Below are 15,634 nucleotides of genomic sequence, written 5' to 3' on the forward strand. Positions count from 1 at the left end.
CCCGCCAGTAAAGATAGGCCGTCAGCGCCCGATTCAACGCATAGCCCAGCGCGAAATACGTCCAGCCTTAACCGCCCACGTCGGGAATTGCCGCCGCGATGGTCATCATCGTGACAATCTTAAGTGCCATCACCACGCGATGCGGCATGTCCGTGGAGATATACAGCGAGTTATAGACCGAACTGTCTGCCCAGGCATAGAAAATCGCCAGGAACAGTCCCGTAAACACCCAGAATCCTTGCCACCCCAGATGATGGGACAGGTAATTCCCCAGAATGAAAATTGTCACTACATGGACCAGATCGAAGAAAAGTTCCACCCAGTGCACGTGGTCGTGGGTTTCATCGACATCCATGTGATGGCGCGGTCGCCGCCAGAGAAGATCGTTAATTACCATACACACCCCCTTTGTCTTATTGTTCTGGCGGGGGTTCTACCCCGTTTCTACGGACAGTTTAAAACGTTTGTAAACTACCTGTCTTTATTCGCTACTCTACGTCGTATTCTTAGATTATGAAACCGCTCGATGTAAAAAAATATATCGGCACAATGACCGACAGCACTCATGCTCACCAAAAGCGCCATAAACTGTCAGGTACTGCATCCAAGCTGCTGCGCCTTCAGCAAAGGTTAGCCCTGCTGGTTTGAGTGCTACATATTCACTTGGTACGACAATCTCTTCTGCGTAGCAGCCATTCTGAGAAAGCCCCATCTGAGGGACAATACAAACCTCTTCCCCAAGGCGTAAATGATTTACCTCTTCCCCGACTTCAATGACTACCCCGGATGCTTCATAGCCGATTCGCAAAGGGAAGTCGGCCTTTTCTATAGTGGCCTCGCCTAAACATGGCATCAGCACGATTGAGCCCAACAACTTTGACCGCAATACGTACATCAGTGGCCTGCAAACTTGGACTCGCCAGCGAGTCAATAGTTAATACCTCGGGACCACCTAATTCATGGAAACGAACAGTTCGAATTAGTTTTCTTGGACTCTTATGCATCCTCAACAATAACCTTTTAAACGGAGTCAAGCTTTCAGAGAGTTAATTGTTTTAATATTCTCACTTCGTTCCGATGTATAGGGCGGTATAGAGTATGTACCCACAACATGTGCTACTAAATCACTCACCCCCTCAGAGTACAGAGAAACCTCCCCAACCACGAGAGTACGGCCGACTTTTATCAGAGAACATTCCGCAATGATTCGCTCATTTGCCGATGGCTTACGTAAGAAGTTGATGTTAAGGCTAGTTGTTACTGCTAATGGCACGATGCCAATTTTACCAAGTATCGCCACATAAAGTGCCACATCAGCCACACTCATTAAAACAGGCCCCGAAACCGTTCCGCCAGGACGTAATTCATCCTGACCTACATGATGAGATACAGTCGCTCCACCGTTGCTCACTGCTTCCACAACGCATTTGCTTTGTGGAAACTCCGATTTCATGAAAGCGATAACTTCTTCTTTTGTAGCTGTCATTGAGACTCCTTAAATATTTATTCACGTTTATAGGCACCTGGTGAAGCGTTACTCCAAAACTTCTATACCCTATTGTGAGCCTAGTTTCTCTTCCACCAATGCAAAGCCCTGACTTTCGTAAAGATATCGAGCTGCATTAAGCCCTGAAAAAGTCCATAAGTTGATTTGGACGAAACCCTGAGCATCGGCAAAAGCTAATGCAGAATTGAGAAGCTGTTTACCTAGCCCGAAACCTCTTAAAGAGTCGTCCACAATGAACCATCGTAAATGTGCTCGATTATGCCCAAGTTCTTCACCATCAATGGCAGCAGAAGCTGGAATTTTATCGTCCCGTTTGATCGTCCAAATCTCATTACATGGGTTATCTAGCCTTCCAATAAATTCCGCCATGCTACTCGCCACTGAACATGCAAATTCCCGACCAAAATCAGCCACTGTCGCGTAATAATGGGCATGCATCTCCGTAACACGTGCAATCAAAATGAATGTCCCTAATCTGATCGTAAGATTCTGATTTAGTTCATTCGATTTCCGCAACAAAGCCCACGCTAATTATTATCAGGCACTGACTGAGTCGAGAGACCAGCGGAAGCTACGAACTGTTAATCAAGTTCGACCACTATTTTACCAATCTGCTGATTTGACTCCAGATAATGATGCGCTGCTACTATCTCTTCAAATTTAAAGCTTCGATCAATGACAGGCTTGAGTGTTCCCTTGGATAAACCCGAGTGGATAAATTGCTTTGCTCTGCGAAAACGCTCGATGTCTTTTATAACTTCAGTAAACACATATCCCCTAACTGTCAGACTTTTACGAAGTGCTATTTTTAAGGGAAAAGTAGTTGTTTCGGGACTTAATGCTCCGTGTACTATTATTGTTCCTTCAGGGCTCATTGCTTCAGCAATTTCAGCTATTTGCGGCCCACCGACAGCATCAAATGCGATTTTTAAATTGTTTTCTCCCAAGATGCTTATCAAGCTATCCAGCAGCGGTTCTTCTTGGGTTGCAATCACATGGGCCGCGCCAGCCTTGAGCACAGCAGCCTTTTTAGCTCCTGTTTGAGTTGTAGCGATAGGGATACCCCCTAGAGCATTCACAATTTGAATCGCAGCCAATCCAACACTGCTCGATGCGGCGGTTATCAGTACTGCATCGCCTTTTTGCACGTTAGCAATTTCGATCAAAGCGCCATAAGCTGTCAGGTACTGCATCCAAGCTGCAGCACCTTCAGCAAAGGTTAGCCCTGCTGGCTGACGAATCCCCAAAACGTGACAGGCACAGCAATTTATGATCTTATGTAAATCACCACAACCCACATAAGTCACAACTGCTATGCCTGAGACATCAGTTTGCCATAAGTACTTTAAACATGCATTAGCGCCATTCAATAATGCTAGAGTAAAAACATTACTAAGCTGCAGCAATGCATTAATTTCGGGCAATAAACTTACCTTAACTGAAATCGGCAGAAATTTGTCTGGCGCTGTGGATGTAAAACATAAAATAAAACGCGTTGATCGCTTCTTAAAAAATACTCACCTCTACAATGAAAGGGTCGCTATCTATAAAGCATTAGCTCATCCTATTATTGACTCTTTACCCATGCTTGCAATTGCCGTTGACTGGAGCGGTGCCTGTGGTCACGACTATCACTTACTGCGAGCAAGCTTACTTGTGGATGGACGCTCTATCGTGATTTATAACATGATTGTTGAGCAGAAGGATTTTGATAGCCCAGCAACCAACAGCCTGTTTTTAGATGAACTTTATGAAGTGCTTGGACGACATCCTAGTGTCTATATTGTAACAGACGGCGGCTTTCTTACGCCTTGGTATAGTAAAGTACGCGAACTTGGTTGGCATATGATAGGTCGATTAAGAGGCTCAATGAAGTGTAAACTAGCCATGCAATCACAATGGCATACATTAAAACAACTTAGGGCTGGTGCCAGCGATATACCAAAGGCGTTAGGTCAAGCACGACTAACTCAGTCCAGCCCGACAGCATGCGATGCATTTTTACACGTATATCATGGAAAAAATAAAGGAAGAAAAGGAAAAAGCAGATTTACGAAAGATACAAAAATGTATCAAAACTTAGCGAAAGAGCCATGGTTACTCGCGACATCAGACAATACAATGACGAGTAAGCGAGTAGTTGGTTTATATAGTAAAAGAATGCAAATAGAGCAAAATTTCCGCGATGATAAAAGTTTGAGATATGGTTTTTCGTGGCGTTTTAGTAAAAGCACCGGCATAAATAGAATAGGAATATTATGCTTGATAGCCACAATAGCGAGCACTGCGTTATGGTTTATAGGGTGTGAAGCAGAAAAAAGAAAGTGGCATATAAAATTTCAAGCAAATAGCGTTAAGAATCGCCGAGTTCTTTCATTTTTAACCTTAGCCAAGCAAGTCATAAAGCTATGTAAGAGACGTATTACACAAAGCTATATAGAAAAAAGTTTAAAAAACTTTATTTTGAATTACGAAAAAGAGGCCGCTGGATAAAGTGGGGATCCCTCAGCCCTGCTGGTTTGAGTGCCACATATTCACTTGGTACGACAATCTCTTCTGCGTAGCAGCCGTTCTGAGAAAGCCCCATCTGAGGGACAATACAAACCTCGTCCCCAAGGCGTAAATGATTTACCTCTTCCCCGACTTCAATGACTATCCCGGATGCTTCATAGCCGATTCGCGAAGGGAAGTCAGCCTTTTCTATATAGCTGCCTCGCCTAAACATGGCATCAGCACGATTGAGCCCAACAACTTTGACCGCAATGCGTACATCAGTAGCCTGCAAACTTGGACTCGCCAGCGAGTCAATAGTTAATACCTCGGGGCCACCTAGTTCATGGAAACGAACAGTTCGAATTAGTTTTCTTGGGCTCATATGCATCCTCAACAATGACTTTTTAAGCAATTACATCAATAACTACTTTACCCATGGACCCCAACTCTACAGCATTATGTGCATCCATTGCCGTGTCAAGGGAGAAGCGTAACGGATCGAGTATTGGCTTAATTTGTCCAGCTTCAACTAGAGCCGTAATTTGCCGCAGAATGTCACCATGATGTTTGCGCCCCTCTCCGCTGAGCTGTGGGTGTAACACAAAAATCGCTGACAATGTTGCAGAGCGTAATGACGACGGTGCCAGGTTATGTGAGCTGAATGCAGCACAACTTAAAATATGTCCATAATGTGCAATGATACCTAATGAGGCATCGAGTACAGAGCCACCGACAGTGTCGTAAATGATATCGAATCCTTTGCCTTGGGTGTATGCGTCCACGTAGTCAGCAGGGCTTACAGTGTGATAATCAATCGGCGTGGCACCAAGCGCCTTGACCAGTTCTTGTTTTCCAGTCGATGCAGTGGCATAAACGTCGGCACCTAAAGCCTTAGCAATTTGCACAGCTACATGCCCAACTCCGCCAGCTCCACCTTGGATAAGGACTTTCTGGCCCGCTTTAACATTCGCCTTGTCAACCAAACCTTCCCAAGCGGTAAGTGTAACCAGAGGTAAAGCCGCAGCTTCACGCATGGACAAATTTTTCGGTTTGAGAGCAAGTAACTCAGCATCTACGTTGGCATATTCAGCCAATGAGCCTTGCAATCCTCGCACTCCGCCAGTCAGACCATAAACTGCATCGCCTACTGCAAAGTCGGTGACGCCATCGCCGATAGCAACAATTTCTCCAGCTAAATCGGTGCCAAGTACTGCGGGTAATTCCGGCATGGCATAAGGAGCGATACCTTGGCGGATCTTGTAATCAATAGGATTGACTCCACTTGCAAATATTTTTACTTGCACCTGACCTGCTGATGGAGAGGGTAAGTTAATCAGGGCATCCCGGAATACTGTACCCTCTTCGTAGCTATCTAATATCAAAGCACGCATTTGTCTGTTTAACGCTGTCATCAATAACCTCACAAACTGAATATTCAGCGGGTGGTTAAATCACCCGCTGGTTAATAGGTCTTTTATTAAACGAATTAAAACTCTTGAACAGTTGGGCGCAGAACAATCTCGTTGATATCCACATCCGCAGGCTGCTCAATTGCGTATGCGATAGCACGAGCAACAGATTCAGATGGAATTTCATTTTGCTGATAAAAATCTTTTACAAAGGCTGCACCCTGAGTATCTGAACTTCCATGTTTTAAATCAGATTCGATTGCACCTGGTGAAATGATTGTTGAACGAATTTTACCCCCAACTTCATGGCGTAAGCCTTCGGCAATAGCGCGAACAGCGAATTTCGTTCCGCTATAAACCGTGCCGCCGGGACTGAATACTTTGATACCCGCTACGGAAGAAATATTGATAAAGTGGCCTGTTCCCTGAGCCTGAAAGATCGGAAGCGCTGCGGCTACTCCATACAGCAGACCTTTAACGTTGATGTCAATCATGCGATCCCATTCGTCAACTCGAGTCTCAGCTAACGGTGCAATAGCCATTAACCCTGCATTATTGATAACCACATCAACTTTACCGAAGCGCTCTTGTGCAAGATTTACAAGGGCCTTGACTTCGTCCTGGCAAGTCACATCTGTCGCTTGAACCGCAACTTTTCCGCCTGCTGAGCGAATGTCAGCAGCAATAGCTTCAAGCTTGTCGATACGNCCTAACACTACTGACGCACCAAGACTGGCCAGATATCTTGCTGTTGTTTCGCCTAAACCGCTGCTACCACCGGTGATAACAACGACTTTACTGCTGATGTTGTTTGCTAAAACACTGCTCATAGTTAATATCCTCAAATCGGTTGAATGAATGGCTCTGTCTAAATAACAAACAAATTATCACTTACCTTCAGAAATTAATAAATGGAAAAGTTTTAATTTCACAATTCCTAAAAATGGAATAGTATTAATGTATTCATATCAAAACTGAATGTGACTGTGATGCTTAACAGATTAGAAATGCTCCGGATATTTTGTACTGCTGCTGAGTCTCGCAGCTTTAAAGAAGCGGCTAACCGTCTGGGAATTTCTCCTCAGGCAGTGACACGAGCAGTGAAGGCGTTAGAGCAATTGCAAGGGGAGCTTTTATTTCATCGAAATACTCGACACATACAAGTGACTCTAGTTGGAGAAAAATTTGCTTTGATAGCAAAAGAACGCCTGCGCGCTGTAGATGAATTGTTTCAAACAAGCGCCCCTAACTCGGGTAATGAATTACAAGGGCGGGTTCGTATCGCAGCGCCTGTTGGTTTTGGTCATAAATGCTTAATGCCAGTATTACTGGAACTCTCAACAATACATACTCAACTGGATATAGACCTGACACTTAGTGACGAACGCGTTGATGTAGTTGACGAAAAAATAGATATTGGGATTCGTATCGGCTTTATGAGAGATAGTCGATTTATTGCCCGCCAGCTCACCAAAATTAATATGTATGTCGTGGCTTCGCCTGAGTTAATAAATAGAGTGGGAAAGCCTGCGTCTATTGAAGATCTAAACCACTTGCCGGCTACAGGGTTAGTAGATCGCAATACGGGAAAGCTTTGGCCATGGATTTTTTCCATGGACAGACAGTGGACCCCATCCATAACACGTTTTCGAAGTGCCGACACCGAAGCTGAATTAATGGCTATACAAAATGGACTGGGGTTTGCTCAAATTCCTGACTTTTTGGTCCAAGACTTATTACGCCAAGAGAAACTTGTGAGAGTGTTAGAAGAAGTCGAGCCTGTGCCTTGGGATTTATATATTTATCGCCCTCAACGTGGTCCAGTACCACAACGTATTCGATTGGTTTTTGATCACTTGGTGTCAAGATTGAGTGGCCGCTAATGGCACATAAGTAATATTCATAAAGTGCGAATACTACATTAGCTCACTTTACTGCAAAAACCGTAACCAATGTCTTCATTGAGTCACCAGGAATCATAACAAAGTGCATTTTGCTACTAACATGCTGCCATGTTCTGAATCGTCGGAACAGGATTCACATCAAATGCGCCTGCCAAGCCCTGAACTTACTTGTTTTTCGCGAACGGACAAGAAGAGCTTGCCACAAATGGCTTTGATACCACTATTCCTAACAATGTGAAAATCTGGGCTCGCAGGTCGCTTGGTATTGAGATGGAACACTGGTCTATGCATGATCTTCGCAGAACGATGCGAACGCGAATGTTAGCCATCACGACGCAAGAAGTTGCCGAGTTGATGATTGGCCACAGCAAAAAAGGGTTGGATGCTATCTACAACCAATATCAGTACCTGGATGAAATGCGTCATGCTTACGACGTTTGGTATCAACAACTAGAAACCATCATCGAGCCGACAGGCTTTCCATTCAACTGGCGTTTCGGACAATAAAATAAAAGAAAGAGGCTCAATCCTCTTTCTTCTCATACTCTTCTAGGTCTTCAATGTGCCACAGCTTGTTTCGTGTATTTCGGTTGATACGAGGTTGCGGCAAGCTGCCATCTTTTATTCTTCGCCAGAGCGTTGTATAGCTAATGTGGTAACGAGCCATCACTTCGTAAGATGTTAGAAAAGGGGTTACCTGGTGCGCTACTGCTGTCATCTGCATTCTCCTGAAAATCAATGTAAAGCTATCATCGCCTGATTCATCACTTGTTGATGGTCAGAAAGATGCATGATTTGTTCAGAAGATCAGCCTTATCAAGACACCGGTATCATTGTGCAATTTACCAAATTTCCAGTTTACGGCGAAAAGCGCCGTAAAATCGCATTAAGTTAAACCATCTTTATCGATATGCACGCTCTAGCTACTAGGAATTCAGCGTAGCGGTATACTTCGTAAGTGCATTTCGATGGCTTCAATCACTGACTTAGTGAGGGGTAAATGCGCTTTTTCTTTCGCCCATACCTCATGGAAGCCTGCTACAGTTTGCTTTGCAGTATCTAACACCAATTTTTCTGGCAACATGGCTTTAGCCGCTAAGTGTGACAGCTCATCCAGCGTGAAATCGCTGAATCTCTTGCTACGGCTCACCTTAAGCGATGCACTATCATCTGGGATATAGGGAATGGTTGAAACGAAGTCATAAGCAGGCGCAATAGACGCTGTGCGCTTATCTTTGTAGATCACAGACCAATTCTTCAAATGCATATCAGCATTACCAATTAGAGTATTGAACACCAATCGGCGAGTAAATTCAGCAATGTCTTCGTCTTGCCCTTCAATACCGATAACATGAGCAATATTGCGCATACTGGCTTTTTTGTATTTATCTTGAGGATAAACACCAAACACTTGCGCAAAGTCTTCAATGTGAACAGCTTGACCATCTGCACGGTCAAAACGCTTAATCACAAACGCACTGTCACCAAATTTGCCAATGCCATTGGGGATATTAGCAATCCGATTAATAGGGAGTAGCTGCGTTTCTGGCACGTCCATTCCCAACATTCGAGCCAGTTCCATCATCGAATATTCATTTTCTGGCACAGCTTCAAACCGAGACGACGGTAATTTTACAATCCAAGAGCCACCTTGACCGGTTGCTGGGATAGTCAAACCGCCATTTGCCTGCCGCACAGCTGAAAACTTCAATTGCACCCCCGCTAATGAAAAACGCATTGGCCCATCTGTTTTCGTTTCATCTTCTATGTCTTGATGCACACTAGGTGGTAAGGCTTCACCATCTGCTGGCTCAACCGTGATTGCGCCTGCCAAATCCTGTCCCAGTACCCACAATAAAAAAAACTCCCGCGCTGAATTAACACCGGCACGCTCTGCTAGGTAATTTCGCATGGTTTCTTCTGGCAAAAGGTTAGAGAAAAACGGGGTTAACTTAGTTTGGGTCGGTTTGAAGCTAGTCAGCAAGCCTCCTAGCGAATCTTTAAATCCAAGTCCTAATACAGGACGCGATTCGTCATGAATGTACGAATCCATAAAGGCAAAAAGCGTTCTGTCATTGCCCACGTTGGTGATCGTTGCAATGGGTTCACCGTAAAGCAAAACGTTGAGCGTAGAGACATGGTTAGTCATCGTCGCCTTCCTCTAACTGATATGCGGGCGACATTGGCTCACTCTCATCGCTGATGCCGTTAATACCTTGGCCACTTTGAATGATCGACTTGATGGCAGGTACAGATTTTTTAGGCGCAACAAATAGCTCTAGGTCAAGTACGCGGGCAAGAGCTATCAAACTGGATATTCTTAAATCAACACCGCCAGACTCGATTTTCGAAATATGGCTTTGCGGCACACCCGAACGCGCGCTCAGCTCTCTTTGACTAAAACCTTTACGTACCCGAGCTTCTCGAAGGCCTTCTAGTATCTGCTCTGTTACATAGCTCATTTCGATACACCTTAATACATCACTGAAGAAATATTATATACCAAACTATATCATACCAACTCAAAAAACACAAAGTTGATTAGCTATTGCATATCAATAGCCATGGACTGATACACAATTACATATAATCAAGGCAAAGATTTTTATCATCAACAAAAGAGCGATACTCCAGCTGATAATCGCGAACAAGCGCATCAAATCCCCTAAGTACTTTTGTCGCTCAGCTCATATACAGCAAGGTCTACAGAAGAACTCGCGTCAAATAACCGAAGGATAAGTGCAACAAAAAGGAAGTTTGTACACAGTTACAGGAAATTTTGTACACACAGGCCGAAAAACAAGTGCAAAATGATGGTGTAAACAGCAACTAAATTTGAAGGTAAGTCTGATATCTCAATTAGAAATAACCGTATTGGTTCGCTTCAAGCATCTTCAAAAACAAACACTAGAGCAAAAATTACACCAACAATAAATCCCTTAATTAAATTTTGTAATTTGGCACAGAAGAAAACATTTACCAAAAAAAGAGACTCTCTTTAACGGTAGTACTTTTTACGTCAAACCCAGTAAAGACAAGGCCTACAGCCAGGTTTGTGTCATGGAGTTTTCGCCAAAGACCTCTAAAACGGAATTTGTACTCAAGTTTGTACACACTTTCCGAGGTTACGCTTGAACATCATTGAAAAGCAAAGAAACGAGAAAAAGACAAAAAGCCTTTAAATTCAGTACGTAGAGATGTGATTGTGGTGTGCAATGAAAGGTGGTTTTATGCGTTGAAAGGCTGGGCGGCATCAGGATGCGAGATGATAGCAAAGGTCCTTCGCTTGCTGATTTCATTGATAATAGTCTGGTCTGCCATTGATAAATTCTTTTAGTTTATATGCGGGGTTGAATGCATTTTAATAAGCGTCTGCGAGTAAACCCGTTATGTTGATCGTAATTAACTACTATTCTCGCTGATTTTCACGTTGCAAACAGCTGATAATAAAGCGTCAATAGTTGATTTTTTAATAATGGCAATTGTAACAGGAGTCGGTATAAAAGTGTGCTATCTACTTAAAAATATCTTAGCTTTAAAATAAATGTGTACAGCAAGCGATATTTAAACGACCTACAATTTAGTCGTAGATCGTTTAAATAAAAATGAGTAGTTACTTAACAACATCAATAGTAGGTACAACCGATATTCCAACACGTAGTTGACTAAATAAAGGCTGCTTAGCATCTAAACTAATCTTTACCGGTAGGCGCTGCGCTATTTTAGTAAAGTTGCCTGTTGCATTATGCGCACCAATAGTGGAGTAACTTACACCACTTGCTGGACTTAGACTGTCAACGTGTCCTTTTAATGTCACGCCTGGCAATACATCAACTTTAGTTATTGACTTTAAAAGATGTAAAACTATGTAAGTTTTTAAACACTGAATTGATATTATTCAGTGTGATTTGTTAAATTTAAATAACTTAAACATAAAAAAAAGAGCTAAAGATCATGCAACTAATGATTGTAATTTAGCCACCAAGACCGCTATAAGCTTGTGTAATCAGGTCGTAACGCATATTATTGGCAGATTGCATGGAGGATAAGTCGTTTGGTCATGAAAACCAGTAAGTTAAGTATAAGATTATTATGGTATATAACACCTCTTGTTATTCTGCCACTGCTATTTTTAGGTGGCTTTACGCTCACCAATGTCACTAATTCAACACAAAAACAAGCTGATTTAATAATGAGCCGTTTTGTTGAGCAACAACAGCAAAAAATATTCAACTATATCGACTCTTTTCACTCTACTGCAAAACTACTTTCAAATTCGCCAGTACTTAGTGACTTTTTAGCAAACGATATTAGCGCCAACGGTAATTACACCCGAAAACTTGGCGCGCTTATGGATGTATTTGCCAGTTACAGCGAAGCTTATCCAGATATAATTAGCATTAATTTAGTTTCAGCAAGTGGGAAAAGTGATGCCTATTACTCTAATAACCTAACAACAGCGCCTAAAAGCTATCCATTTTTTAATCGAGTATTGCAAAGTAATTTAAGTACACAGCAATTTATGATTCAAAAGGACGATGGCACCACGAGCTTATATTTCATTCAACGAATTGACAGCGTTGATTACTACTTGAAACGTCCACAGCAGCTTGGTTTTATTGTAATACATATAGAGCCTTCAATACTCAACTCCAGTATTTTAGAAGCGCCATATAACAACACACTTAATTTAATGTTGACCAAAGACGGGAAAATTTTATTTAGCTCCGACTACAACATGCGCGGCCAATACATAAGCGAATATGAACTTAATCAAGTGCACGACCTCGCTGATATCGGCATGCTTTCAACTATTGAACTCTCAAGCATAGACAAAATAGAGCGAATGATTTTTGCAGTGCAAATGCCCGGCGGATATTATTACGTATCAACCATTCCCAAAGGGGTGCTTTATCAATCAGGTAAAGCCATAAGTTTAATAACAGGCTTAATTGTTATTATTTCGGTGATCACCCTGCCAATATTAATTTTTGTAGTGGTCCGCAATTTATTACTTAACCCAATTGAGTTACTCGGGGCTGCGAGTCATCGTGTTGGTGATGGCGATTTGTCGGTGCACTTACCAGCTCATACAAATGATGAGGTAGGTGTTTTATTTAACGACTTTAACCACATGGTTAATCAAATAAGGCACTACCAACAACAGCTTGAAGAATACAAACACCACCTTGAAGATAAAGTGGAAAGTCGTACCCAAGCACTTGAAGCTATGAACAGCCAACTTGAGTTAGCTATTGGCCAAGCTGAGCAAGCTAATCAACTTAAGAGTCGTTTTTTAGCCAACATGAGTCACGAAATACGCACGCCGCTCACGGCCATTATGGGCTTTACAGAGCAGTTACTACATAACGATAAAGTAGCGAATGACAAACAACACCTAAGCACTATTTTACGTAATTCCAAACACTTACTAGAGTTAATAAATAACATACTCGATTTATCTAAAATTGAAGCTGAAAAGCTGGCTGTTGATTTGTCAGCGTTAAACGTAGTGCAGCTTGTGCACGACATTGAATCAATTATTCAACCACTGGCACAAGAAAAACAATTAACCCTTAATATCGACTATCAACTGCCGCTACCCCGCACCATTTATAGTGATGTGACCCGCTTAAAACAAATACTTATAAACATTGCTAATAACGCTGTTAAATTTACCGAAAATGGCAGCGTGTCTATTTGTGTGCATTATTTACAAGCAAGTCAAAAGCTAGAGTTTGTAATTAAAGATACTGGTATTGGTATGTCTGAGCATCAAATAGAACGTGTATTTAAGCCGTTTGAACAGGCCGATGCCACAACTACACGTCGTTTTGGTGGTACAGGTCTTGGGTTGTGTATTTCTAAAAACTTAGCACTGTTACTTGGTGGCGATGTAAACCTTGAAAGTGAAGTGGGTGTAGGTAGCCGCTTTACAATTAGGGTGTCGTGTCAGTTATCTGATGATCAACCAATGCTTGAGTTTTTAACGCAAGAAAGCCAGTTAATACCAGAGAAAGACCCTCTCTTATCGTTTGCGACCAATAACTTTGAGGCTAATATTTTAGTCGCTGAGGATAACCCTGATAACCAACTATTAATTAAATTATTACTTCAAACTTGGGGCCTTGAACCCGATATTGCTAGTAATGGCGCACAAGCTGTAGAAATGGCACTCGTTAATGACTACCAGCTTATTATAATGGATATGCAAATGCCTGTAATGGGCGGATTAGAAGCGACTAAAATGCTTCGTCATGCAGCATACGATGGCCCCATTATTGCCCTTACTGCTAATGTTATGAACCACGATATAGGTACTTACCTAGAAGCTGGTTGCAACAAAGCACTCGCTAAGCCCATTGATAAAGATGCTCTGGAAAATGTACTCGTAAGCTACCTACATCTTGAAAAGGATAATCAAAATAAGTGGGACAGCTTATTAAAAAGCGAAAAGTTTCAGCAAATTACTGATAACTATTTAGCCAACTTACCTATTTATTTAGAAGAAGTTAAAACTCTGCAACATTGTAATGACTGGGAAGCATTAAGAAGTATAGCGCACAGTATTAAAGGTAGTTCTGGATGCTTTAATTTTGATGAAATTTATCACAGCGCTGCGGCACTTGAAGAAAATTTAAAAAGTAACAATAAAGTGCCAAGAGACGAGCTAGTAAATAAATTAATAGCAGCCATTGAGCAAGCAATTAGTGGCAAAGTAACCTAAAAGAAAACTTACAAAATAGTACAAGTTCGGTGTGTTAGTGCTCTATGCTTAAAACGCTAACCACCGACTTTAATTATGAAAAGTTTAAACCTAATGCCATGCCCATTAAAATAGCGTCTTCAAAGCCATTTTTGGCCGGATTATCACTTGGATAGTAGTTTTTACGCACTGACATCTCTGTAAAGCCAGCGTTCTCGTATAGCGCAATAGCCCGCGTATTAGATTCACGTACTTCTAAAAAGAGGTTTTCAGCATTTTGCTGTTCACCATATTCAATAAACTGAGCTAACAACTGCCTTGCAATTCCCTTCCCCTGGTGACTTGGTGTTACACAAATATCCATAAGTGTAAAATCAGGCCCTGCTTTTTCACCAATATAAAAACCAATCATGCTCGCCTCATTAAATGCGGCAACATTAAAATAGCGCCCGCCTATACATGAACCCATTGTATTTAAAGTCCACGGATGACTATGACACGCTGTTTCGATGGCCATTAATTGAGGTATTGCAGTTTCATCTACTGATTTAAAGTTTATCAAGGTGTTCACTCATTAAAGCCCATAAAGCACGCTTCTCAGAGGCGTTGAGCTGTGGGGTTGGCAATGTAAGCTTATTGTCGTTTAATTGCATCTCACTGCCCTGTACAACGCTATTTATAATAATAGGCTCTGCACTGAGTTTAATGTCTGCAAGTAGTTGCTCATTGAGCGTTAAAGGACTAGCTATCGTGCTTTGCGATAAAGTATTAGCTTGACCATTTGCTTGAGGACAATAATGTTGATTTAGTTCAAGATTTTCTATATCAAAAATAGCTGCGTAACGTGGATGCATAACAACTCAGTAGATTAGACATTTGAACAATATAAGAAGTAATAAAAACGATGTAAAGAAGAAATGGCAGGGGCGGAGAGATTCGAACTCCCAACCATCGGTTTTGGAGACCGCTGTTCTACCAATTGGAACTACGCCCCTGCAATGACGACGAATTATAGAGAAGTTTCGCCAAAGGTAAAGAGAAAAATCACTCTTTTAGTTTAACTGCTTTTTAAATAAACAAAACGACGAATTAGCATGCTAATCCGCCGTTTTTTAATCACTTAAAATTAGTTAATTAAAACTAAAATGTAACTATTCACCAAGACAAATTATTTTCTAAGGATCTTTTTTAGCTATTGACTGATCCTGCCAGTATGCCAAGCTAGAGCTATTACCCTATCGCTCTAGCTTTAATGAATTTAAACAGCATAAATATCACTGAAATAGTTGAGCAAACTAAAACTCAGTTACAAGAAGATAAAACACTCTCGCCAGCGTTGAAGATGTCTATTGAACTCATTCTTGTTGTCGTTGTTATGCTAGCTAGTAAATTAGGACTTAATAGTCAAAATAGTAGCATTCCTCCATCAAAAGATATCAACCGAACAAAGCCAACAAGAGAGAAGTCAGAAAAATCAGCTGGCGGACAAAAAGGCCGAGTAGGTAAAACGCTGACTCAAACAGAAACACCTGATGAGGTACAAGTCATTTTAGTTGACCGAGATTTTTTACCTAAAGGTCACTATCGTGAGGTGGGTTTTCAAAAGCGACAAGTC

The 15,634-nt window shown here is 41.8% G+C and carries 15 protein-coding genes, 1 tRNA gene and 4 pseudogenes; 5 read left to right on the plus strand and 15 right to left on the minus strand.

What is annotated here, in order from left to right; genetic code table 11:
- Nucleotides 1–67 precede the first annotated feature (67 nt).
- The 5 genes and pseudogenes from L655_RS0123110 to L655_RS0123130 form a co-directional block, all read right to left on the minus strand.
- A complete protein-coding gene (locus tag L655_RS0123110) occupies nucleotides 68–397 on the minus strand; it encodes a low temperature requirement protein A (RefSeq protein ID WP_024606406.1) in 330 nt (109 codons plus the stop codon).
- Between the two features lie 180 nt (nucleotides 398–577).
- Nucleotides 578–1,004: pseudogene (locus tag L655_RS01000000126120) on the minus strand (alcohol dehydrogenase catalytic domain-containing protein); the annotation flags it as partial.
- A gap of 26 nt (nucleotides 1,005–1,030) precedes the next feature.
- Nucleotides 1,031–1,486: a PaaI family thioesterase gene (locus L655_RS0123120; RefSeq protein WP_024606408.1), complete on the minus strand. Its 456-nt coding sequence runs from the start codon at nucleotides 1,484–1,486 to the stop codon at nucleotides 1,031–1,033.
- Between the two features lie 69 nt (nucleotides 1,487–1,555).
- Nucleotides 1,556–1,966, minus strand: coding sequence for a GNAT family N-acetyltransferase (locus L655_RS01000000126125; RefSeq protein WP_050582239.1), 411 nt, complete (start codon nucleotides 1,964–1,966; stop codon nucleotides 1,556–1,558).
- Between the two features lie 122 nt (nucleotides 1,967–2,088).
- Nucleotides 2,089–2,742, minus strand: a pseudogene (locus L655_RS0123130) (zinc-dependent alcohol dehydrogenase family protein); the annotation flags it as partial.
- Between the two features lie 220 nt (nucleotides 2,743–2,962).
- On the opposite strand from L655_RS0123130, the gene L655_RS0123135 reads away from it, so the two are divergent.
- Nucleotides 2,963–4,000 (plus strand): IS4 family transposase, encoded by a 1,038-nt coding sequence (locus L655_RS0123135; protein ID WP_050582240.1) that lies wholly within the window; start codon nucleotides 2,963–2,965, stop codon nucleotides 3,998–4,000.
- 13 nt (nucleotides 4,001–4,013) lie between these two features.
- Here the strand turns inward: L655_RS0123135 and L655_RS0123140 are convergent.
- The 3 genes and pseudogenes from L655_RS0123140 to L655_RS0123150 form a co-directional block, all read right to left on the minus strand.
- Nucleotides 4,014–4,382: pseudogene (locus L655_RS0123140) on the minus strand (alcohol dehydrogenase catalytic domain-containing protein); the annotation flags it as partial.
- A 22-nt stretch (nucleotides 4,383–4,404) separates the two neighbouring features.
- Nucleotides 4,405–5,412, minus strand: a complete 1,008-nt coding sequence (locus L655_RS0123145; protein ID WP_024606412.1) for a zinc-dependent alcohol dehydrogenase family protein — start codon at nucleotides 5,410–5,412, stop codon at nucleotides 4,405–4,407.
- A gap of 74 nt (nucleotides 5,413–5,486) precedes the next feature.
- Nucleotides 5,487–6,239, minus strand: coding sequence for an SDR family oxidoreductase (locus L655_RS0123150; RefSeq protein ID WP_024606413.1), 753 nt, complete (start codon nucleotides 6,237–6,239; stop codon nucleotides 5,487–5,489).
- A 159-nt stretch (nucleotides 6,240–6,398) separates the two neighbouring features.
- Here L655_RS0123150 and L655_RS0123155 point away from each other — a divergent pair, with 159 nt between their 5' ends.
- Both L655_RS0123155 and L655_RS0123160 read left to right on the plus strand, forming a co-directional pair.
- Nucleotides 6,399–7,292, plus strand: a complete 894-nt coding sequence (locus L655_RS0123155; protein ID WP_024606414.1) for a LysR family transcriptional regulator — start codon at nucleotides 6,399–6,401, stop codon at nucleotides 7,290–7,292.
- Between the two features lie 183 nt (nucleotides 7,293–7,475).
- Nucleotides 7,476–7,820, plus strand: a pseudogene (locus tag L655_RS0123160) (integrase); the annotation flags it as partial.
- Nucleotides 7,821–7,836: 16 nt separating this feature from the next.
- On the opposite strand, the gene L655_RS0123165 reads toward L655_RS0123160, so the two are convergent.
- From L655_RS0123165 to L655_RS0123185, 4 genes are all read right to left on the minus strand, one after another.
- Nucleotides 7,837–8,031, minus strand: a complete 195-nt coding sequence (locus L655_RS0123165) for a DNA-binding protein (protein WP_000127614.1) — start codon at nucleotides 8,029–8,031, stop codon at nucleotides 7,837–7,839.
- A 216-nt stretch (nucleotides 8,032–8,247) separates the two neighbouring features.
- Nucleotides 8,248–9,462: a HipA domain-containing protein gene (locus tag L655_RS0123175; RefSeq protein ID WP_024606416.1), complete on the minus strand. Its 1,215-nt coding sequence runs from the start codon at nucleotides 9,460–9,462 to the stop codon at nucleotides 8,248–8,250.
- The gene (locus L655_RS0123180) at nucleotides 9,455–9,775 is read right to left on the minus strand and encodes a helix-turn-helix transcriptional regulator (RefSeq protein WP_024606417.1); all 321 of its coding nucleotides are present in this window, start codon (nucleotides 9,773–9,775) and stop codon (nucleotides 9,455–9,457) included. The genes L655_RS0123175 and L655_RS0123180 overlap by 8 nt, the downstream gene beginning before the upstream one ends.
- Before the next feature lie 1,151 nt (nucleotides 9,776–10,926).
- On the minus strand, nucleotides 10,927–11,130 hold the full coding sequence (locus L655_RS0123185; protein ID WP_241764548.1) for a multidrug transporter: 204 nt from the start codon (nucleotides 11,128–11,130) through the stop codon (nucleotides 10,927–10,929).
- A gap of 243 nt (nucleotides 11,131–11,373) precedes the next feature.
- Here L655_RS0123185 and L655_RS0123190 point away from each other — a divergent pair, with 243 nt between their 5' ends.
- Entirely contained in the window at nucleotides 11,374–14,040 is a 2,667-nt protein-coding gene (locus L655_RS0123190) for an ATP-binding protein (RefSeq protein ID WP_024606419.1), read from the plus strand.
- Between the two features lie 73 nt (nucleotides 14,041–14,113).
- Here the strand turns inward: L655_RS0123190 and rimI are convergent, their stop codons facing one another.
- The 3 genes from rimI to L655_RS0123205 all read right to left on the minus strand — a co-directional run bounded on the left by rimI (nucleotide 14,114) and on the right by L655_RS0123205 (nucleotide 15,014).
- Nucleotides 14,114–14,581 carry a ribosomal protein S18-alanine N-acetyltransferase gene (gene rimI, locus L655_RS0123195; RefSeq protein ID WP_024606420.1) on the minus strand — a complete coding sequence of 156 codons (468 nt, stop codon included), beginning with the start codon at nucleotides 14,579–14,581 and terminating at the stop codon, nucleotides 14,114–14,116.
- The gene (locus L655_RS0123200; protein WP_024606421.1) at nucleotides 14,568–14,873 is read right to left on the minus strand and encodes a hypothetical protein; all 306 of its coding nucleotides are present in this window, start codon (nucleotides 14,871–14,873) and stop codon (nucleotides 14,568–14,570) included. The genes rimI and L655_RS0123200 overlap by 14 nt, the downstream gene beginning before the upstream one ends.
- 64 nt (nucleotides 14,874–14,937) lie before the next feature.
- Nucleotides 14,938–15,014: transfer RNA gene (locus L655_RS0123205), tRNA-Trp, on the minus strand.
- A gap of 257 nt (nucleotides 15,015–15,271) precedes the next feature.
- Here L655_RS0123205 and L655_RS0123210 point away from each other — a divergent pair.
- Nucleotides 15,272–15,634, plus strand: a 363-nt coding sequence (locus tag L655_RS0123210; protein WP_024604528.1) for a DUF6444 domain-containing protein, incomplete at its 3' end; no start/stop codon positions are given.

The organism is Pseudoalteromonas sp. TAE79 (assembly GCF_000498015.1).
Lineage (GTDB): Bacteria > Pseudomonadota > Gammaproteobacteria > Enterobacterales > Alteromonadaceae > Pseudoalteromonas.